General features: G+C 69.6%; 18 protein-coding genes. 6 read left to right on the forward strand and 12 right to left on the reverse strand.

Annotated elements, in window-relative coordinates:
* Window positions 1–3: 3 nt before the first annotated feature.
* From NLX83_RS30360 to NLX83_RS30390, 7 genes are all read right to left on the reverse strand, one after another.
* A complete protein-coding gene (locus NLX83_RS30360; RefSeq protein WP_254238647.1) occupies window positions 4–867 on the reverse strand; it encodes a nucleoside hydrolase in 864 nt (287 codons plus the stop codon).
* A gap of 35 nt (window positions 868–902) precedes the next feature.
* Window positions 903–2,252: an ABC transporter ATP-binding protein gene (locus NLX83_RS30365; protein ID WP_254238648.1), complete on the reverse strand. Its 1,350-nt coding sequence runs from the start codon at window positions 2,250–2,252 to the stop codon at window positions 903–905.
* Window positions 2,249–3,031 carry an ABC transporter permease gene (locus NLX83_RS30370; RefSeq protein ID WP_254238649.1) on the reverse strand — a complete coding sequence of 261 codons (783 nt, stop codon included), beginning with the start codon at window positions 3,029–3,031 and terminating at the stop codon, window positions 2,249–2,251. Before NLX83_RS30370 ends, NLX83_RS30365 begins: the two co-directional genes overlap by 4 nt.
* The gene (locus NLX83_RS30375) at window positions 3,028–3,957 is read right to left on the reverse strand and encodes an ABC transporter permease (RefSeq protein ID WP_254238650.1); all 930 of its coding nucleotides are present in this window, start codon (window positions 3,955–3,957) and stop codon (window positions 3,028–3,030) included. Before NLX83_RS30375 ends, NLX83_RS30370 begins: the two co-directional genes overlap by 4 nt.
* Window positions 3,958–5,442 (reverse strand): ABC transporter substrate-binding protein, encoded by a 1,485-nt coding sequence (locus tag NLX83_RS30380; RefSeq protein ID WP_254238651.1) that lies wholly within the window; start codon window positions 5,440–5,442, stop codon window positions 3,958–3,960.
* The gene (locus tag NLX83_RS30385; protein WP_254238652.1) at window positions 5,439–6,254 is read right to left on the reverse strand and encodes an SAM-dependent methyltransferase; all 816 of its coding nucleotides are present in this window, start codon (window positions 6,252–6,254) and stop codon (window positions 5,439–5,441) included. The genes NLX83_RS30380 and NLX83_RS30385 overlap by 4 nt, the downstream gene beginning before the upstream one ends.
* A gap of 101 nt (window positions 6,255–6,355) precedes the next feature.
* Window positions 6,356–7,507 (reverse strand): carboxylate-amine ligase, encoded by a 1,152-nt coding sequence (locus NLX83_RS30390; protein ID WP_254238653.1) that lies wholly within the window; start codon window positions 7,505–7,507, stop codon window positions 6,356–6,358.
* 197 nt (window positions 7,508–7,704) lie between these two features.
* Between NLX83_RS30390 and NLX83_RS30395 the strand changes: the two genes are divergently transcribed.
* Complete coding sequence (locus tag NLX83_RS30395; RefSeq protein WP_254238654.1) at window positions 7,705–8,343, forward strand: N-acetyltransferase; 639 nt, start codon at window positions 7,705–7,707, stop codon at window positions 8,341–8,343.
* Here NLX83_RS30395 and NLX83_RS30400 read toward each other — a convergent pair.
* The 4 genes from NLX83_RS30400 to NLX83_RS30415 form a co-directional block, all read right to left on the reverse strand.
* Window positions 8,301–9,962, reverse strand: a complete 1,662-nt coding sequence (locus NLX83_RS30400; RefSeq protein ID WP_254238655.1) for an EAL domain-containing protein — start codon at window positions 9,960–9,962, stop codon at window positions 8,301–8,303. The two genes, NLX83_RS30395 and NLX83_RS30400, sit on opposite strands and share 43 nt — an antisense overlap.
* Window positions 9,963–10,015: 53 nt before the next feature.
* Entirely contained in the window at window positions 10,016–11,164 is a 1,149-nt protein-coding gene (locus NLX83_RS30405) for a lycopene cyclase family protein (protein WP_254238656.1), read from the reverse strand.
* A gap of 24 nt (window positions 11,165–11,188) precedes the next feature.
* Complete coding sequence (locus tag NLX83_RS30410) at window positions 11,189–12,313, reverse strand: HNH endonuclease signature motif containing protein (RefSeq protein ID WP_254238657.1); 1,125 nt, start codon at window positions 12,311–12,313, stop codon at window positions 11,189–11,191.
* 234 nt (window positions 12,314–12,547) lie between these two features.
* Window positions 12,548–13,039, reverse strand: coding sequence for a DUF2000 family protein (locus tag NLX83_RS30415; protein ID WP_374118828.1), 492 nt, complete (start codon window positions 13,037–13,039; stop codon window positions 12,548–12,550).
* 51 nt (window positions 13,040–13,090) lie between these two features.
* Between NLX83_RS30415 and NLX83_RS30420 the strand changes: the two genes are divergently transcribed.
* The gene (locus NLX83_RS30420) at window positions 13,091–13,909 is read left to right on the forward strand and encodes an AraC family transcriptional regulator (protein WP_254238658.1); all 819 of its coding nucleotides are present in this window, start codon (window positions 13,091–13,093) and stop codon (window positions 13,907–13,909) included.
* Here the strand turns inward: NLX83_RS30420 and NLX83_RS30425 are convergent.
* The gene (locus tag NLX83_RS30425) at window positions 13,876–14,820 is read right to left on the reverse strand and encodes a methyltransferase (protein ID WP_254238659.1); all 945 of its coding nucleotides are present in this window, start codon (window positions 14,818–14,820) and stop codon (window positions 13,876–13,878) included. The genes NLX83_RS30420 and NLX83_RS30425 overlap by 34 nt on opposite strands.
* Before the next feature lie 245 nt (window positions 14,821–15,065).
* On the opposite strand from NLX83_RS30425, the gene NLX83_RS30430 reads away from it, so the two are divergent.
* The 4 genes from NLX83_RS30430 (at window position 15,066) to NLX83_RS30445 (ending at window position 20,478) form a co-directional block, all read left to right on the forward strand.
* Window positions 15,066–15,371, forward strand: coding sequence for a hypothetical protein (locus NLX83_RS30430; RefSeq protein ID WP_254238660.1), 306 nt, complete (start codon window positions 15,066–15,068; stop codon window positions 15,369–15,371).
* Complete coding sequence (locus NLX83_RS30435; RefSeq protein WP_254238661.1) at window positions 15,368–15,685, forward strand: hypothetical protein; 318 nt, start codon at window positions 15,368–15,370, stop codon at window positions 15,683–15,685. The genes NLX83_RS30430 and NLX83_RS30435 overlap by 4 nt, the downstream gene beginning before the upstream one ends.
* A 28-nt stretch (window positions 15,686–15,713) precedes the next feature.
* Entirely contained in the window at window positions 15,714–17,288 is a 1,575-nt protein-coding gene (locus NLX83_RS30440) for a deoxyguanosinetriphosphate triphosphohydrolase family protein (RefSeq protein WP_254238662.1), read from the forward strand.
* 421 nt (window positions 17,289–17,709) lie between these two features.
* Window positions 17,710–20,478: a S8 family serine peptidase gene (locus tag NLX83_RS30445; protein ID WP_254238663.1), complete on the forward strand. Its 2,769-nt coding sequence runs from the start codon at window positions 17,710–17,712 to the stop codon at window positions 20,476–20,478.
* The last annotated feature ends 194 nt before the right edge of the window (window positions 20,479–20,672 follow it).

Below are 20,672 nucleotides of genomic sequence, written 5' to 3' on the forward strand. Positions count from 1 at the left end.
CGATCATGCTGTTCGCTCCAACCCGTGCGCGGCCTCGACCTTGGCGGTGAGCCAGCGCATGTACGGCTCCAGCCTGGCTTGGCCCGACAGCAGCACTTCGGTTCCACCCTCGGTGGCAACGTTCGTGCGACCGCGTTCGTCGATCACGATGCGCTCGCGGTGGTAGTCGGTGAAGGGCAGGCCCAGCGCGTCGGCGAGCGCGAGCGCGTCGTGCTGCATGGTCGCGTGGTGGAAGCGCTCGTACCACTGGTCCAGGTGCGCGGCGACGAGGCGGGCCCACGGCGGACCGGCCGGTTCGCTCAGCAGTAGGTGCAGCGGTGATCCCTTCCCGATCTCCACCTCGGGGGTGAAAGTGATCTCGGAGAGCTGCAGCCGCGGGGTCCGCGACCTGGCCAGCAGCGTGGTCGCCGCTTCGATGTCGGTGCGGAAGTTGTGGTCGGCGCGCTCGGGGTCGCGGTAGCGCAGCGCACCGCCCACCTGGGTCACGACCAGTCGCTCCGCCAGTTCGGGGCGTTCCGTCAACAGCACGGCCAGGTTGGATGCCGTTCCGATGCCCACCCAGCGCACAGAATCCTTTGTGGACGAACAAACCTCCGTGACGGCCGCGAGCACGTTCGTCGGCTGGCGAGGCACTTCGGGCGGCGTCAGCCCGTGGATGCAGTTGAGGCGGGTGTTGCCCAGATCGGCCCCGGCGACCACCGGAACCTCCGGGCGGCCGAGGAGATCGAGCAGGTGCCGCACAAAGCGCGCGCGTTCCCCGCTCAGTTCGTCGCTCGTGACGACAAGGGCCAGTGCCGGTTCGGCGGCGGCGACGATGAGCGCGAAGGCGTCGTCAGGGTCACCGCCCGCGTCCGTGTCGATGATCATGGGAGTTGACGGTGGGGACGGGTTCGGCGACTCCTTCACGAGCCTGAAGTTACCGCGTCCAACCGGTGCACGCGGTCCACGATCTGGTTGAGTCTCGCCTCGTCGTGGCTGACGACGACCAGTGCGCAGCCGGAGTCCGTCACCGCGCGCAGCGTTTCCGCGACGCTCGCCGCGACGGTCGGATCGAGCGACGCGGTCGGCTCGTCGGCGATGATCAGCGCGGGGGAGCCAGCGAGGGCCCTGGCGATCGCGACGCGTTGCCGTTGCCCACCGGAGAGCTGCGCCGGTTTGCGGTCGAGTTCCACGCCGGTCAGCCCGACGCGGTCCATCAGCTCGCGTGCGTCCGCGCCCTTCATAGGTTCTGTGATCGTGCGCCACACCGGCCAGCGCGGGTTGAGGCTCGCGGTCGCGTCCTGGAAGACCGGCATCACCCTGCCGCTACGGCTGATCGCACCGCGCATCGGCTCGACCAGTCCGGCGATCGCGTGCAGCAGCGTGGTTTTCCCCGAGCCGGACGGGCCGCAGATGCCGACCGCTTCGCCCGCGCGGATCTCCCAGTCCAACCCCGTGATCAGTTCCGTTCCCCGGTACCCGAGGGTGACGTTGTCCAGCCGCACCACCACTTCGCCCGTTGGGCGTGGCCGCCTGGGCGCCTCGGTGGGCAAGGCGTCGACCAGTGCTCGGGTGTGCGGATGCCGGGCCCGCGCCTTGAGGACCTCGACTCCGCCGCGCTCCACGGTGATGTCCTCGACGAGTTCTCCCTTGTGCAGCACCAGGACTCGATCGGCGTGACGGCAGACCAACGCGAGGTCGTGGCTGGCGATGAGCAGCGACCTGGTTTGTGCGACGAGCGTGGCGAGCGCGGTTTCGGCGATCTCCGCGTCCAGTGCCGAGGTCGGCTCGTCCGCGAGCACGATCGTCGGGGCGTGCGCGGTCGCGGCGACGATGTCAGCGCGTTGCAGCATCCCGCCGGACCACGCCTGCGGTCGACGCTTGAGCCACTTGTCCGCTACCCCAAGGATTTTCAGCCTTGTTTCCACTGCGGGGGGACGTTCGCCGTGGACGCGCCAGGCTTCCCGCACGTGGTGGCCGACTGTCCACAGTGGATCAGCGGAGCCGAAGGGGTCTTGCGCGACATAGCCGATCTCGCGCCCTCGCAACGCGCGCAGCTCTTTCTCCGGCAGGCCGATCAGGTTCCGGCCGGCCAGTTCGACCGCGCCTTCGACCTCGGCGGAGCGGGGGAGAGCGCCCAGAACGGCTCGGATGAGCGTGCTCTTGCCCGAGCCGGACTCGCCCACCAGGGCAACGGTCTCGCCATCCGCGACGGAGAACGAGACGCCACGCGGTCCATAGGAGACAGTCAGGTCGCGCACGATCAGAGTCATCGCTTCCCCTTGTCCTGCACCGCGTCTCCGAGCAGCGACGCCGCCGCCACGCTGATCAGCAGCACCACCGCGGGCGCGATCACGAGCCATGGCGCGCGGTCCACGTATCCGCGCGCTTCAGCCACCATCTGGCCCCACTCGGCGGTGGGCGGGGACACGCCGAGGCCGAGGAAGGACAGGCCCGCGAGGCTCAGCACGATCTCGCCGATGTGCAGTGTCGCCACGGAGAGAACCCCGGTCGCGGTGGCGGGCATGACGTGCCGGGCCGCGCTGCGCCACCTGCCGACCCCGGCCATCCGCGACGCGAGCACGAACGGCCGTTCCGTTTGCCGGGCGGCGAAAGCGCGGGCGAAGCGGGCGAGGTGCGCCCAGCCCGCGACGGACATCGCCAGCACCAGGTTCGCGTGGCCGGGTCCGAGAACGCCGACGATCGCCAGCGCGAGCACGAGCTGCGGAACGGCCAGCGTCACGTCGATGACCCGCGAGATCACCGCGTCGACCGCGCCACCGGCCACCGCCGCGAGCAGCCCGACCACGAGCCCCACGGCGAACGTGATCGCCGCGACCAGCAGTGCTGTGCCGAGCGAAACCCATGTCCCCGCGGCGATCCTGGCGAGGACGTCGCGCCCCGCCTGGTCGGTGCCGAACAGGTGGGCCCAGCTCGGCGCCGCGAGCTTGGCGCCGTAGTCCGTCGCGTTCGGCTCGGGCGTCAGCAGCGGCACCACGAACGCGAGCAGGCCGAGCAGCGCGGTTAGTCCGATCCCGAGCGCGCGGTTCACCGCTTCGCCTTTCCGGTGATCGCGATCGTCACACCGTCCACAATGGTGCTAACGACCACATAGCCAAGCACGCCAAGCAAAACTGTCGCCTGCACCACGGGAACGTCCCGCGCGCCGATCGCCTCGATGAGGTAACGGCCGATGCCGGGCCAGGTGAACACCGTCTCCACCACAGCGGCTCCCGCCAGCAGCGAACCGACCGTGAGCCCGATCGCCGCCAGCAACGCGGGCAGTGCGCTGGGCACCGCGTGCACGAGCAGCCTGCGCAGGGCAGTGGCCCCACGTGCTTGGGAGACTTGGATGAACGACGCGTCGGAGACTTCGACCAGCGAGGTCCGCAACACGCGCGCCCATCCTGCTCCGGCCCCGAGCGCCAGTGGGATCGCGGGCAGCACCGCACCGCCCCACGAGCCGTCAGCGAGGACTCGGCCCATGCCGCCGCGTAGCACGATCAGTTCCAGAACCACTGTGCCCACAACAAAACTCGGGGTAGCTGCGCCGAGGAACATCACCGCCCGCGCTCCTAGGTCGGGAGCCCGGCCGCGCCACCGTGCGGCGATCAAAGCGAGCGGGATCGCCAGCACGAGCGCGAAGAGCAACGCGACGGCAGCGAGCCGCAGCGTTGCCGGGAGTCGGTCGGCCAGCTCATTGGTGACAGGTCTTCCGGTGCGCCACGACGTGCCGAAGCCGCCCGTCATCGCATCCAGCAGCCACTGGAGAAACCGTTGCGGTGCAGGCATGTCGACGCCGAGTTCGTGGCGCGTCGCGGCGATCTGATCATCGCTCGGATTGGCGAACCCGAGCGCCCCGAGCACGCGCCGCGCCGGATCACCGGGCGCCACGAGTTGCAGCGACCACACCACGACCGCGCCGACGAACAACGTGAGCACCGCCTGGCCTGCCCGTCGCAGGAGAGCTAGGAGCACCTAGCCTGCCTGAGTGGTCGCGGTGACGTGGTGCAGGACCGAGGAGGGGCGGTAGTTGGTGAACGCGCCGCCTACTACGGCTGCGGAGCTGCGTTGGGCTACGACTGTGAGGTATGCGCGATCTGCGATGACGCGTTGGATTTGGTGCAGGACTGGGGTTCTGGCGGTCGCGTCGGGGGTGTTGCGCAGGGTGGAGACCAGGGTGTCCAGTTCCGGATCTGCGATGTGGCCGAAGTTCTTCGAGCCCTGTGACGTCAAGAAGTCACGCAGCGGGCCGATCGGATCGTAGGTGTAGCCAAGGGTTCCGTCGAAGGAGAGCCCGACGTCCCACGCGTCGCCCTTGAGGGCCTCGTAGTTGTCCTGCACCTCGGTGACCTGAACACCGATGCCCACCGCGGAGAGCTGCGCCTGCATCGCGACGGCGACTGCCTTCGTGTCGGGCTGCTGCGGATAGGTGAGCACGGTGAGCCGCAGGAGCTTCCCGTCCTTGACCCGGGCCCCGGCGGAGCTGTGCATCCATCCCGCGTCGTCCAGCAGTCGCCTGGCTTCGGCGATGTTGGTGCGCTGCGTCTCCAGGGCGTAGGGGACGACGTCGGGGTAGATCCCCTTCGGAGTGCGGTAAAGCCCGTCGAGCACCTGCTTGGCGATCTGGTCGTAGTCGATCGCGAGCGCGAAGGCCCGGCGCACCGCCACGTCGTTCATCGGTGCTCGACGAAGGTTCGGGATGGCCCGAAGTTGTTGCAGTGGTTGGGAAGCGGTCGCCATGCGTGGACCGGTCGTCGCGTCCTTCACCGATCCCAGGGTGTCCGTCGGCGGGTACAGCGCGATGTCGGCCTCGCCCGTGCGCACGGCGAGCAGGCGTGCTTGGCCGTCCGGGACGAAGCGCACGCGCACTTCGGCGAGCTTCGCCTGGCCGTCCCAGTACTTCGGGTTCCTGGCGAGCAACAGTTCGTTGTCGTCCAATTTGGACACTGTGAATGGTCCTGTGTAGACACCCTGTGCTTGCGGGTCGAATACCGTCACGGACTGTTCGTCGGCGAGCAGGTTCGGCAGGTTCACCACCGGGGCGCTCGTGGTGAGCAGCACCGTGCTCGCGTCCGGCGTCTCGATCTTGGCTCCGGGGAGGTTCGCCTTGACGAGCGTGTTCTCCGCGAGATGCCGCTCCAGCACGGTCTTGAGCACGGCGGCGTCGAGCGCGCGGCCGTTGGAGAACGTCACGCCGGGCCGCAGTACCAATCGCCACTGCATGGCGTTCACCGGCTCAAGGCGTTGCAGCAGCCAGGGCTCGACACCGCCGTTCTCCGTGCCGCGCATGAGGAGTTCGCCGTAGCCCCACTCCGGGGACCACAGGCCCTGCTTGATCGGATCGAGGCTCTTGACCTTGTACGGCGTGACGATCCGCAGCGTGTCCGGCGGCGCGGTCGGCGCGCTCGCGCAGCCGGTGAGCAACGCGGCACTCAGTACCAGTGCGAACAGAGTCCTCACGCGCGCCGCCCCAGTCCGACGAGAGCATCCGCCTTGACCTCGGTGATACCGCGTTCCGCGAGGAACTCCAGGTACCGGGCGCGGGCGCGCTCACGCTCGTCGTCGCTCAGACCGAGGATCAGCGCGTGCAGACCTGTGCCGAGGACGAACGACCACGCCTCCTCGGCGGGCAGCGGCACCCGCAACGGGATCTCGGTGACCTCGACGTCCGTGAGCCCGAACGACTCAAGCCACGACCGCAGCTTCGATTCGGTATCCAATCCCTTCGCGGACTCGGTCACCGGCGAGGTGGTCGGCAGGTTCGGGCGCAGCTCGCGGACCGCGTCGAAGATCGCTCCGCCGACCGCGGCGACCGAGTCCCGCGCCCACACGGTGGCGGCGAACCGGCCGCCGGGCCGCAGCAGTTCGAGTAGGCGCGCGACCGCGCCGTTCATGTCTGGTTGCAGGAAAAAGACGCCGAACACCGATTGCACGACGTCGTAGGGCTCGTCAGCGGAGTACTGCGTGATGTCGGCCTCGACGAACTCGACGTTGGCCAGACCCTGTTCCGCCGCAACGGTTCTCGCGTGGTCGAGGAGCGAGGTCGAGAGATCGACTCCCACCACCGCGCCAGTCGGGCCGACCTTGGCCGCGGCGGGCAGCGCCGACGAGCCCGCGCCACAGCACACGTCGAGCACGCGTTCCCCGGGCAGCGGGGCGGAGACTTCGGTGGTGGCGGCGCCGAGCGGCCCCCACAGCGGCGGGGTCCAGTGGACGAAGTGCCGCCGCGTCGCGTCGAAGACCGGGCCGAACCCGGCTGGCTGCGTGCTCACCACCGGCAAGTTAATGGAAACGGTTGTCAGTCACAATCCATTCGGCGGTAACGACGGCGAGACGATGCCCACCCGCGACGTTGAGGGTGGGCACCGGGCGCTCACGCCACGGTCTGCGCGGAGAGCAGATCCACCACGTCGACCAGGCTGCCGCGCTCGGCGAAGGCGACCCGCTGCCGGTGCGCACCGGACCGGCGGGCCCGCAGCCGCGCCACCAGGTCGATCACCAGATCCAGGTCACCGCTGTCGGCCAGCTCACCGCGTACCTGCTGCACCAATCGCTCCACCAGCGAGAACGCCCGCACGGTGCGGCCGCTGAAGACGTCGACGCCGCGCCCCTCCAGGCCGTCGTGCGCCGCCCGCCACAACGCGGCGCGCAGCTCCGACTGCGGCACCGTCCTGCGCCTGCCACCGCCGAGCAGTGCCTGCGTGCCCAGCGCCCTGGTCAGCGCGGCGATGAGCACCGCGTCGTCCACGGTCGCCGCGACATCGCAGACGCGCAGTTCGATCGTGGGATGGCGGCACGAGCGCCGGACGTCCCAATAGATCATGCCGCGGTCCAGCGCGGCCCCGGAGCGCAGCAGCGTGCGCACCGCGGCGTCGTAGTCGTCCACGGAGTCGAAGTGCGGCGGCGGCCCGGCGGTCGGCCAGCGCCCGAAGATCAGGTAACGCCAGCTGGCGTGCCGGGTGTCCCTGCCGTGCCAGAACGGCGAGTTCGCGCTCATCGCCAGCAGCGTCGGCAGCCACGGCCGCAGGTGGTTCATCACCCGCAGCGCGCTCTCCGGGTCGGCGACGCCGAGGTGCACGTGGCAGCCGCAGATGCTCTGCCCGTCGATGAGGGCGCCGTAGCGCTCCGCGATCCGGCGGTAGCGCGGAGCGTCGGTGATGGGCGGGGTCGCCGGGTGCCCGAGCACGGCCGTGCCCGTCGCGTTGATGCGCATGCCGTCGCGCCTGGCCATCCCGTCGATGGTGCGGCGCAGCGCGGTCAGCTCGTCGTGCAGCGCGCTCATCGTCGAGCACACCGACGAGGTCGTCTCGACCTGGAACAACGTCATCTCCTGCTGCACCGTCGAGCCCAGGTGGGCCGCTCCGGCGAGCACCGCGGCGGCCCCGGGGACCACGCTCCGGCTCAGCTCGTCCACCAGCAGGAACTCCTCCTCCACACCCACGGTCACCAGGCCGCCCGCGACCGTCGTCGCGGTCCGTGCCTTGGCCTGGCCATCGGGAGCGTGGGGAACTTCGACCTGGGTCACATTGCCCTCCCCAAGGTTGCCCGCCCGCCCTCGGGTGCGAGTGCGGTGCGTGACCAATCCGATGCTAGGAGTGACAAATGATGTTGGCGAGGCGCGTTGGACGGAACCCGGCCGGTGAATGTTTAGATCTGCCAGCACTTTCCTCAAAGCGCACTTGCGGAGCCCATCAGTGTTTTCCCCATTCGGCGGTTGCCCTGATGTGGTACCCAATCGGAGTGCTCGCAGACCTGTTCTCCCGTGCCGCTCGCGGTGAGTACCCGGCGCCGGACGGCTCGTTCCGCGTGGTACCGCCGGGACCGGACGCGCTGTCCGCGGTGATCGCGTTCAGCGCGCACCACGTGATCGTCACCGACGCCGATCCGGACTGGGTCGCTTCGGTACTCCCGGCCGATCTCTCGGCTCCGCTGAACCCGCCGTTCCTCACCGAGCTGTGCGCGAAGACCGGGCGGGTGGTCAACAACATCGACCAGGTCCTGGTCGCGGACTCCCTCGACGGCACCCCGGACCTCGACCTGGCGCCCGCGATCGACTCCTCGCACGAACGCGCGGTCCGCGCCTACGGCCTGCGGACCGATGTCCGGGTCTGGACGTGCCCCGGCGGCATGGTGCTGATCGGGCGCGGGCTCGGCGGCCGGTGGGAGGTCGCGGCCGAGGTCGACGAGAGCGCCAGGGTGAGGGGCCTCGGCCGGGCGCTGTTCACCGCGGCGCGGATGCTCGTCCCGCCGGGTGAGCCGGTGTGGGCGCAGGTCGCGCCGGGCAACGCGGCCTCGGCGCGGGCCGTGTTGGCCTCCGGCTACCGCCCGGTGGGGGCGGAGGCGCTGCTCCTGCGCGGTTGAGCGACGGTGCCGCGCAGGACGTCGACCCGGTCGGAGCCGGGGCGGCCGAGCACCCAGCTCGATCCGGTCAGCGCTTTCGCCTGCCGCTTCAACGGGGCGAGCAGCCGGGACACCTCGCGGTAGCCCGGCACGGTCCCGCCCGCGCACACCAGCGTCGCCAGCGACACCGTCACCGCGCGCCCCTCCACCTGGTAGTGCCCGTCCAGCATGGCCCGCGCGAAGCCGACCAGGTCGTCGACGTCGACCACCGCGAGGAAGTCGTCCCCGCCGACGTGGCCGACGTAGGCCGATCGCAGCGCCGCGGCCGAATCGGCCAAACGCCTGCCCACCAAGCGGATCAGGTCATCGCCCGCCGCGAACCCCGCGGCGTCGTTGACGAACTTGAACCCGTCGACGTCCAGCCAGCACATCGCGAAGATCTGCCCGGCGACGATCCGGCGGTCCACCTCGCGCGCCACGGCGTCGCTGCCGGGCAGCCGGGTCAGCGGGCTCAGCGCGGCGGCCTCCTCGACCTTCATCTCCGCAAGCCCCCGGAACAGGTCCGACAGCCGCACGATTCCCATGCAGCGCAAGGAGTTGTCCACCACGACGATATCGTCGTAGCGCCGCTCGGAACCGCTCATGCTGAGGTGCAGCGCGTCCATCGCGGTGCTGTTGGTCGCCACCAGCACCGGGTGGTCGGCCAGTCGCGACGCGTGCCGTTTGGCGTGCAGCGCGTGCCCGTACGGCCCGGTCACCGCGAGCAGGAAGCGGTTCCGATCGATGCTCCACTGTGGACTGCGGTTCTCGTCGACCAGGACCACGCTGGTCACCTCGGGCCGGTTCACCAGCACCGAGCGCACCTCGTCCGCGGTCGCCTCGACGGAGAGCATCGTCGCCGGGTGCAGGAACTCGGTCACCACCGGTCCGGCCGCGATCGGCAGCTCGGCGACGTCGGAGACCTCGGCGGCGAGCGAGACCCGGGTCGTCGGGCGCCTCGCGGCAGGTGCGACGAGATCGCCTTGGACGAGCTGAATCCTGTTGCCCCGTAACGCTTTGAGCTGAGCCGCCGTGTGCACGCCGGTGGCGGCGAGGGTGGTTCGGGTGCGGCGGCAGAAGAGCGCCATCGCTTCCACGAACGCGAGCCCGCGCTGCTGGTCCGGCAGTCCCGCGATGGTGCGCGGGTCGAGCTTGACGATGTCCACTTCGGCGGCCAGCAGCAGTGACAGCGACACGTCACCGCCGTCCCACGCGACCCTGTACCCGGCCGCCCGTAATCGCCGCAGTTCGTCGAGCAGTTCCCCGTAGTCGGTTTCGCGCAGCTGTCCGCCGACCTCGATCACCAGCTCGTGCGGGCGCCGTCCCAGCTCGCACAGAACGTGGTGCAACCGCTCGACCCCGGCCGGGTAGGTCGCCACGGTCCGGGCGAGCAGGTTGAGGTGCAAGGGAAGCAGCGTCTCGTGCTCGGCGCTGGCGCGCGCGGCGAACACCGCGAGTTCGATGTCGAGTTCGGGTGACCGCTCGGCGGGCTGGTCGTCGGGGGTCGGGTGGACCAGCACCTCGATGGCGACGACGCCACCGGTGTTGAGGTTGACCAAGGGCTGGAAGGCACACCGCGGGTTCTCCAGCGACGCAGGCACGGGGCCGATGATGCCGGGTCTCGCCGAAACCCACGAGGGCATTCATCGCTTGTTCACGCAGACGTCATTCCGATGGCCAGGGCGGCGACCCTCGCGCGCAACGGGGCCGGTGCGGCGCTGATCACCGCGGTCATCGCGCGCAGGGTGCCTGGAAGGTCGCAACGCCCTGCCAGGTAACGGTTCTGCAAGTGGGAAGAAGTGCGGAAGAACGCCTCGAAGAACTGCGGAACCTCGGCCGCCGACAACCCCAGCAACACTCGCAACCCCACCCGCCGCAACCCGTGCACCGCGAGCGCACGCGCAGGCCACACCGTCCGCCAACCAACGCGCGACGCTTCCCCTTTGTCGAGTCCCAGCGCGAGCGCCTGCGCCAAGCGAGGAGCGAGCGTCAGCGAGCCCGCGACGCTGTAACCCGTCGCCGGGTGCACGAAGGGCGCCGCAGCGCCGAAGGGCACGACGCGCTGCGGCCGGGGGAGCGGATCGTCCATCGGGAAGCGAACCCGCTCCCACCGCTCGTCCCCGCACAAGGTTATGTCGTTGCGCCGCAACCGATTCATCAGCCGGTCGTGCAGTTCCCGGTGACTCATCGCGGGGCGGTCGGCGAGCGAGGTCTCTTCGAGCAGTACTTCGTCGGCGTTGAGCGGCACCGCGTACAGGAAGCTCGGCGCGCCTTCGTGCTTTTCGCGCCAGTCCATGAACAGTGCTTCGTCCTTCTGGACGAACCCCTGTTCCCGCAAGGGAATCACGACTCCCACCGCTGACTGCTCGGCGGGCGGGCGACGCCGCGTTGTGCCGAGGAGCGCCTGCTGGCTCCCGGTCGCGTCGACAACGATTCGGGCTCTGATCCGGTTTCCGTTGTCCAGCAACACTGTTGTCGCTTCTCGGTCGTGATGCGCCTTCAGCGCGCGCGCCTGCTGAACCGCGATCCTGTCGTCGTCCATGTCCGCGCGGAGGGCTTCGTTGTCGATCACCGCGTACTGCCGGTCGACGATGTGTTCGGTGAGCGCCCCCGCGCGTGTGCGTTCGCTGCGGAAGGCCAGCGGCACGCCTTGCGGCAGCTCGTCAGCCCAGGACGCGTACGTCGCCCGCCACGGCTTCCCCGCCGCAGGGTCAACGATGGCCGTGCGGAGCCCGAGGCGCGCGGTTGCGTTGGCGAGGGCGCTTCCGGCAGGGCCTGCTCCCGCCACTAGCACGTCCAACATTTGCTTCTCCTCGCCCGAGCGCGCTCAGAAGGGTGCGGGTTCGGCGATCGGCTCCATTTCCGTCTTGTAGGTCTTGCCTCTGGGTGTGGTCCAGGTGTGCGTGCCGTCGGGAAGATTGTCGCATCGCCAGTTGGATTCGTGCTTCATGCGGTGGTGGTGGCGGCACTTCGGCCGGAGGTTGTCGATGGTGGTGTTGGTCCCGTTGAAGGGGCAGCAGTGGTCGATGTCGCAGCGGTGGGAGGGTTGGTTGCAGCCGATGGCGGTGCAGGTGGGGTAGCGAGCCTGGAGCAGTTCCCGCATCTGCGCGGTGGGCTTGTAGGTGGTTTTGCCGATCTGTTCGGCGATGCCGGTCATCGGGTCGGTTTTGATCCATTTCCAGATGCCGTTGGCGGCGGTGGTGCGTGCGAGTTCGGCGGGGATGGGTCCGTATCCGGCGAGTTCGGCGGGGTCGTTGGTCAAGCCCAAGGCTGTGGTGAGGGGCATGGTGATGTGGACACGCACCTCGCCTTGCGGTGCGGCGGTCTCGTTGCCTAGAAACAGGTCGGTGGCGACGTCGGCGCGTTTCTGGTCGAGGGTGCGGTCGTCTTTAGGCAACGCCCGCGCGATGCGGTCGATACGGTCGAAGGCCAACGCTGCGTCAACGGCGGACATGACCAGACGCAGTGAGCACATGCCGTCATCCAGGACGAATTTCTCCACCAACCGCTGCTTGCGCTTCTCCTGGTGGCGGCGGAGGGCGGCTTCGGCGTCGAGTTTGTGGATGTAGCGTTTGGCATACCGTTGGGTGGCGGGGTGGTTGTTGACGGCGGCGTGGGTGATCAGGGCGGGTTCGGCGGTGGTGGCGTCGACTGCGGTGAGGACGCTGAGTTGGTCGACGATCATCAACGCCTTGCCCTCATCAATCCGACCATCCGCCAACGCTTCCAGCACACCCGGGCGCGCGACGAGGTCAAGGGCCCGCCCCAGCAACCGGTTGCCCTTCACCTGCGTGACATGCAACAGCGGCATCAAGATATCGGCCGCGTACTGCTGATCATGCGGACTGAGTTGGTGGAAGAAGGCGGCCACGAGTTCGTCGAATTTCGCGATCGCGGCCCCGATTCCGATGTAGGAGGCGAGGATGTGGTCTTCGATATCAGCAGGGGGCATGCTTCTATTTTAGCTGGTCAGAATAGGTGATCATGGCTCTAAGGAGTGAACTTCCCAAGCACCCCAACGGTTTCAGAAACCAACACCGAAAAAAAGCAAGCCCCAGCAACAGAAAGCCGCCAACGAAACCGGTCGGCTTTACCTGGGGAGCGCGTGCCATACGCTCCCCCGCGAGGGCCGGGGTTCCATCCCGTGCCCCCGAGAGGCCCAAGGGCACGCGCAAGGGGCCCCAGGTCAAGCCGACCCCCGCTGGTACCGGTGCGAGCTGGAAGCCCAGCCTCGCAAGCCGGAAGCCAAGCCAAAAGCCCCAAGAACCTCACCCTGCAAAGACAACCCCTTCAAAGCCTTGTCCACCGCGTTCCGCGACCCGAACACCGCGAACCCGACCAAGTTCAGCTCCGCAGTCTCCACCGCCCGCACCTGCGCCCGGTTGTCCGAGTCGTTGCTCGTCGCGAACAGCTCCTCCGTGTACACCGCCACCGCGAGATCGCGTTCCAAGGCCCGCCGATGTGCTTCCTTGATCCCATCCGAGTCCGCCGCGTACACGAGCACGGGCAGGCCGAACATGGGCAGGTACTTCACGCCGGAGGCGTCCTCGTAGGGCTCGCCGACGGTTTCCGGGCAGCCGACGGCCACGCCGCTGCTGAGGAACGCGGTCACGTTCAGCTTCTGCCAGACGGCCAGGTCCTCGCGCACCACGACGGCGATCTTGGTCTTCGTTCCCATGCCGTCCATCCTGTGCATGCCGTCTTGAACGCTGGCGCGCACAATGTAGGGGTGCCCAAGGAGTGGAGCTGTTACTGGCGCGCGGCGGACCGGCCGATCGAGGTCATGCGTGCCCGCTTCGACCGGCACGTCTACCACCGGCACAGCCACGACGGGTACTCCTTCGGGATCACCGAACGCGGGGCGCAGGGTTTCACCTGCCGGGGTGGCGGTCACGTCAGCGCCGAGGGCATGGTGATGGCGTTCAACCCCGACGACCCGCACGACGGGCGCTCGGCGACGGAGCCGGGGTTCACCTACCGGATCGTCCACATTGGACCGGAGCTCGTCGCCGATGTGCTCGCGGACGCGACCGGGCACCGCGACGCGCCGTTGTTCTCCGCGCCGGTGCTGGAAGATCCCGTGCTGGGCGCGGCGCTGCGCAGGCTGAGCGCGGCGCTGGTGGAGAACAGGGGCCGCTTGGAACAGGATGAGGCGGTGACCGCCGCCGTGCTCGCGATGGCCAGGCGGGGCAACACGAGCCCGCCCGTGGTGCGACCGGAGTCGGCGCCGGTGGACCGGGCGCGGGAGTTGCTGCACGCCGAGTTCCACCGCAACATCGGAGCCGCCGAGCTGGCCGCCGTCGCGGGGTGCAGCAGGCACGCCTTGCACCGTGGTTTCCTTGCCACGTATGGGATGGCGGCCAGTGACTACCAGCGTCAGGTGCGGTTGCGGGCGGCCAGGCGGCTGCTGGAGCGGGGCCGCCCGCCCGCCGAGGTCGCGGCCGAGGTGGGGTTCGCCGACCAACCCCACCTCACCCGCTGGTTCTCCCGCTACTACGGCATCACCCCCGCCGCCTACCGGTCCAGCACCGTGATCACCGGCCGCTGACCGAACAGGCTGACCTGCCGCCGCTCGCCGCCCAGGTCGATGTGCTCCGGCAGCAACAGGACCATGCGCGGCGCGGAGAACCGAAGCGTTCCCCGTGTCGCGACCTGCCGGTCCCACGGCGGGTTGCTGACGATCACGTCGGGCCTGCGCAGCGGCGAGCGCCCGGCGTCCGCGATCGCCCAGTGCACGCGCCCCGCCGGGTCGTTGCTCCTGGCCACCGCGACCGCGCGGGGGTCGATGTCCGCACCGACCGCGATCACTCCCGGGACGGAAGCCGCTTCGATCGGGATGGTGCCCGCCCCACAGCACGGGTCGAAGAGCACGTCGCCCGGCCTGAGCCCGGCGAGCCGGATCATCGCGGCGGCCAGCGGCGGGTGCAGCGAGCCGGGGACGCTCGTCGTGCGGTACTCCCGCCGGTGCAGCGGCCGCTCGGCGATCCGGACCGCGATCGTGGCTTCGTCGCCCGTCACGGTCACCCGCCACGACAGGCAGTTCGCCGGTGGCGCCCCGGTTCTGCGTGCCCAATAGGGCAGCCGCAACCGCCGCGCGAGACGGGCTCCCACCGCGTCCTCGATGTCGAAGCGCGAGTAGTTCCGCTTGCCGAGCGCCGACGCCGAGACATCGACGCCGGTGTGAGTTTCCTTTCCGCCGCACAGGATTCTGTCGCGCAGCGTCTGGTCGAGGTCGATCAGGTCGACCGCCGCCGTGAACGCGGTGAGGTCGGCACGCGTCCTGCCGATCCCCTTCGCGACGGTGGCGACGACGAACACGTCATCCGCGGTGCGGAGGGCGAGCGGGTTGAGGTAGTCGCGGAACCACACCTCGCGGTGCCCGACTCGCTCAACGGTGCCGCCGATCTCCTCGGCGAGCACGTCCTCGATCCCCCGCAGTGTCCGCGCCACAAGGCGCACAGGTTCTTCTCCCACGCTGAGGCTCGGGGCGGCCCAAACGTGGCCGTCCCGCATCGCCGGTGGCGGGAGATCCGCGCGCTACCGGCGGCAGCTCAGCGTCGGTGCATGAAGAAGAACACGCGCGCACCGTAGCCGTGGGTGCGCCGGAGTGCGACCGGTTTTTCGGGCGCCCAGAAGGACTTTCGCCTTTCGGTCGAGAGCGCAATGCTGTCGCCCGCGCCGAGCGGTCTGCTATCCCTGATCGGGTGAAGATCATCAGTGTGCTGACGATCATGGGCTCCCTCCTGCTCTGTCCGTCGGCCAGTGCGGCGGAGAAGAAGCTGGACTGCGTGAAGGTGTGGGACGACAACGCCGCCATCGGTGGGCGGGCCCACGCCAGGAACGAGTGCGCGGGGCCAGCCGAGTTCAAGTTCGTGATCAACAACGACACCGACTGCCCGTACCGGAAGGCGGGCAAGGACGTGAAGCTGTCCTGTCCCTACGGTTCCCCCTTCGCCGGACTGGAGAAGGTGCTGATCAAGTACAAGGGCAAGGAGTACGTCAACCGATGAGGACCGCTCGGATCACCGTCGCCGTCGCCGCCACGCTCGGCCTGCTGCTCGCCGGGTCCCCGGCCTCCGCCGCATCGCGGCTGAACTGCGTCAAGACCAAGGACTCCAGCGAGTTCCTCGGCCGCAGGGCGCACGCCGAGAACACCTGCGCGGGCACCGTCAGCGTCAAGTTCGTGATCAACAACGACTTCGACTCGGACTGGCGCGACGTGGCCAAGGACAAGAAGACCTCGTGGGGGTACCAGCCCCTCAAGGCCAACCTCGACCGAGTGCTGATCAAGTACAAGGGCAAGGAGTACGTCAACGAGCACTGAACCGGGCCCGCCGGGATAACGTGGCGGCATGCACGATCCAAGCCAGGACCCGAGGGAACTGCGCCGCTCCGAGGCGGAGGGTGAGAAGCCGCCCGCCGTGGACCTCGCGGCCAGCCCGTTCCGCGCCGACCGCGACCGCGTGGCCAGTTCGCCGTTCTTCAGCAGGCTCGGCGGCGTCACCCAGGTGATCAGCCCGTCCGGTTCCGGGTTGCTCGTGCACAACCGGCTCACCCACAGCATCAAGGTCGCCCAGGTCGCGCGCGCGGTCGCGGAGCGCCTCGTCGCCGATCCCGCGCACGCCGAGCTCATCGCGCAGCTCGGCGGCTGCGATCCGGACGTCGTCGAGGCCGCCGCCCTCGCGCACGACCTGGGCCACCCGCCTTTCGGGCACCTCGGCGAGCAGGTGCTCGACCGCGTCGCACGGCACCGGTTCGGCCTGCCGGACGGTTTCGAGGGCAACGCGCAGTCCTTCCGCATCGTCACCACGACCGACGTGCGCGGCCCGTCCGCGGTCGGGCTGGACCTGACGGTCGCGGTGCGCGCGGCCATGCTCAAGTACCCGTGGACCCGCCTCTCGCACCCGCGCGAGCACCCCCGCCGGATGCCCGTCCCGCCGCGCGGCGCCGCGGAACCCGCCGACGCCAAGGGCGCCGGGTCGGCGAAGTTCTCCGTCTACGTCACCGAGCTGGACGACATGATCCAGTCGCGGATGCCGTTCGCCGGGCGGATCGACTCCTGGCAGCAGACGGTCGAGGCGTCGGTGATGGACAACGCCGACGACATCGCCTACGCCATCCACGACGTCGAGGACTTCCACCGCGTCGGGGTGCTCCAGCACGCCACGGTGTCCGCGGAACTGAGTACCTGGTTGAACCAAGCACCGGAACTCGCCGCGCTGACCCCGGCGGAGCTGACCGCGGAGATCCGCAAACCCGGGCGGTCGCTGGAGAAACTGCGGCGCAGGCTGCACCTGAAGGACGCGTGGATCGTCGATGACGAAGCCTTCACGCTCGCGGTGGCGCGGGTGCGGCACGAGCTGGTGGACGGGTTGCTCGCGGTGCCCTTCGACGGCTCCGCCGAGGCCGAGCAGAGCGTCGCGGAGTTCTCCGCGCGGTGGACCGGGCGGCTGGTGGACGGGCTGACCGTGCTGGCCGATCCGTCCGCGCGCTCCGGGCACGTCGCGCTCGCGCCACAGCAATGGCACGAGGTCCAGGTGCTCAAGTTCGTGCACCACCGCTTCGTCCTGGAACGGCCGGATCTCGCGCTGCACCAACGGGGTCAGGCCCGGTTGCTGACCACGCTGGTCGAGGCGCTGGACCAGTGGCTGACCGATCGGCACGAGGCGGCGCGGCTGCCGAGGCGGCTGCACGACCTGGTCGAGCTGGCCGACGCGGAGTACACCGCGCTGTCCGAGCACGTCCCGGACGCGCTCGTCGGGGCGACCGGTGAACAGCCCAGCGGGCGCGACGCCATCCGGGCGCTGGCCCGGGGACGCGCCATCGTGGACTTCGTGTGCTCGCTCACCGACACCCAGGCGGTGGCCATGCTCGACGCGCTCTCCGGGCGCACGGGGCAACTGTGGACGGACGCGTTCGTCCTCTAGCGCGCACCGCCGCGGTGGTCGGGGTGTCTTCAAGTACGACGAACCCCGCCGATGATCACTGTTAACCACCCCCAACCCCGGCCGGGGTTGGGGGTGGTTAAAGACGGCTGAGGAGGGGGTCGGGGGTACTTGAAGACCGCCGAACCCGGCCAACACTCGTGACCGCCATTCGGTGTCATTCCCTGCGGTCATTTCCCCGGGAGTGGCGCCAAATGGCGTAAATCGCGCTTGTCAATGCTTGACAGTTCACTGTTGCGGTTTGTGGCATGTCACCCGAAAGGCCGCTGACCTGCGGTTGTCCGGTGCTTAGTTTTAGCCCTCGGCCGGATCACCGGCCCGCTTGGATTCGCGTGAGTCGGGGCACGCACGACACGGGGGAGGGCCCGTGGCACGAGCTTTACGACCGTCACGTTCCATCGGAATGGTGACGGCCGGTGCGGCCGCGCTGTTGTTGGCGATCGGCGTGGTGAGTCCCGCACAGGCGCAGGGAAAGGCCGATCCCGGGCGGCTCAACGACACCAGTGCCGCCCAGATCGCCGAGTTGCAGCGGATCAAGGGTTCGCTGTCCAAGGCAGAGTCCAAAGTGGACAGCCGGCTGGTGGTGGAGAACCGCATCCGGCGCGGCGCGCTGACCGCGAATCTGCCGCATCTGAACACCGGCGTCGCCGTGACCGACGCGGAGACGGTGCTCGTCGACATCCGCGCCGACAAGGTCACCGACCTGCTCACCGGCGCGATCCGCAAGGCGGGCGGCGCGGTCCGGCACACCTCGCCGAAGACCGGGACCGTGCGCGCGGAGCTGCCGTTGGGGGCGGTCAACGGCATCGCGGCCCGCGAGGACGTGCTGCTGATCGACGCGGCCAGCGAGGCGATGACCTCGCGCGCCACCTCGCCGGGCGAGCTGAAGACCAGCACCACCAAGGGCGAGTCCAAGGAGGCCAGGGCGAACCGGCTGGCCGAGCAGGCCAAGGCCGCGGTGCGCCAGCGCTCCGCCGCGCTCACCTCGCAGGGCGACCGCGCGCACGCCTCGGACACCGCGCGTTCGCAGTTCAAGATCAGCGGTCTCGGCGTGAAGCTCTGCGCGCTCTCCGACGGCGTGGACTCCCTCGTCGCGCTCCAGGCCGCGGGTGAGCTGCCCGAGGTCGACGTGCTCGCCGGTCAGGAGGGCAGCGGCGACGAGGGCTCGGCGATGCTGGAGATCCTGCACGACGTCGCCCCCGGCGCCGAGCTGGGCTTCGCCACCGCGTTCAACGGTGACGCCAGCTTCGCCGACAACATCCGCGCGCTGCGCTTCGAGAAGAAGTGCGACGTGATCGTGGACGACGTCCTGTACTTCAACGAGTCGCCGTTCCAGGACGGCATCATCGCGCAGGCCGTCAACGACGTCACCAAGGACGGCGCGCTGTTCTTCTCCTCCGCGGGCAACGAGGGCAACGTCGCAGACGGCAGCGCGGGCCACTGGGAGGGCAACTTCGTCGACTCGGGCAAGAGCGTCGGCCGCTACGCCGGCTCCGCGCACGACTTCGACGCGACCCCGGCGGGCACGCAGATCGTCAACCCGCTGTCGGCCAGCTCGCGCGGGATTCCCGTGCTGCTGTGGTGGAACGACGCGCTCGCCCGCTCCACCAACGACTACGACCTGTACCTGCTCGACGGTTCCGGCAACGTGGTCGGCTTCAGCCAGAACGTGCAGACCGGCCAGGCCGACCCGTACGAGCGGGTCAACCCCTCCGCCGGTGGGCTCAACGTGGCGGTCGTGAAGTTCCGCGGCGACGACAAGTACCTATCGCTTTCCGCGCTGCGCGGGCGTTTCCGCGACAACGGCGACCTCAAGGGCTACAACACGCCGGGCGTGACGCGTGGCCACTCCGCCGCGAAGGACGCGTTCAGCGTTGCGGCGACCCCGGCGGCGGGCGCGTGGACCGGCACCCAGGAGCCGGGCGACCCGGCCAACCCGGCGGGCCCGTACCCGGACACCTTCAGCGGCTCCTCGAAGCTGGAGCGCTTCAGCTCCGACGGTCCGCGCCGGGTGTTCTTCAACGCCGACGGCAGCCCGGTCGCCTCGCCAGCCGGTGAGGTGCGCCAGAAGCCGGACATCACCGCGGCGGACGGCGTCGCCACCAAGACGCCCGGTTTCTCGCCGTTCTTCGGCACCTCGGCCGCCGCTCCGCACGCCGCGGCGATCGCGGGCCTCGTGCTCTCCGGCAACCCCGGGATGCGCGGCGCCGACGTGCGCGACGCGCTGACCAGGACGGCGCTGGACATCGCGGCGCCGGGCGTGGACAACCGCGCCGGCGCGGGCATCGTCATGGCGGACAAGGTGCTCGCCTACACCGGTGCCAGCCCGCAGCCGCTGGCCAAGGCAGAGTCGCCGACCGTGGTGCCCACCACCGGCAACCCGTACCTGAAGCCGGGCAACACCGCCGACGTCAAGCTCCCCGTGCGCAACGGTGGCGACGGCACGGCCGCGTCGGTCAGCGTCGTGCTGACCAGTCCCACACCCGGTGTGACGGTGGGGCCGCGCTCGAAGTCCTACGGCACCATCGAGCCCGGCCAGACCGCGCTGAACTCCTTCACCCTGACCGTGCCCGCCAGCCACCAGGTCGGCGTCCCGGTCACGTTGGAGGCCAAGGTCAGCTTCGCCGGATCGCTGTCCCCGACCACGCAGCGCTTCGCCATCCCGGTCGGCCAGCCCTCCAGCGAGACCAAGACCTTCAGCTACACCGGCGCCCCGGTGGCGATCCCGGACGGCAACACCGAGGGCGTCAGCGTGCAGCTGCCGGTCTCGGGTGTCGGCCTGCCCTCGAAGCTCGCGTTCTCGGTGGACGGGGCGACCTGCTCGGCGACCGAGGGGTCGACGACGGTGGGCATCGACCACACCTACGCCAGCGATCTGGTCGGCACGCTGACTTCACCCGGTGGGGTGACTGCGACGCTGTTCCAGCGCAACGGCGGCAACGGCAACAACCTGTGCCAGGTGGTCTTCGACGACACGGCCGCGCAGCCGTTCTCGTCGGTCACCCAGACCCAGGCGCCGTTCACCGGGACGTGGCGGCCGACCACCGCGCTGGGCCAGCTGGCGAAGTCCTCCGCGGACGGCACCTGGACGTTCAAGGCCGTCGACACGGTGTCCTCCGACAAGGGCTCCATCCGCACGGTTTCCTTGCGGCTCAACGGTTACGTGAACTAGCACCACCCGCGTGACCGACCGCGCCCGCCCCGGTGCGCTCCACCTGGGCGGGCGCGGTTCGGGCGTCTTCAAGTACCACGGACCCGGCTTGCAAACGTCGCTAACAGCAGCACACCGGTTGGGGGCGGTTGAAGACCGCTGGGGCGGGGGTCGGGTGTACTTGAAGACGGGACAACCTGTGCTGGAACCGCGGG

This window comes from Allokutzneria sp. A3M-2-11 16, from assembly GCF_024213555.1.
In the GTDB taxonomy this organism is placed as follows: domain Bacteria; phylum Actinomycetota; class Actinomycetes; order Mycobacteriales; family Pseudonocardiaceae; genus Allokutzneria.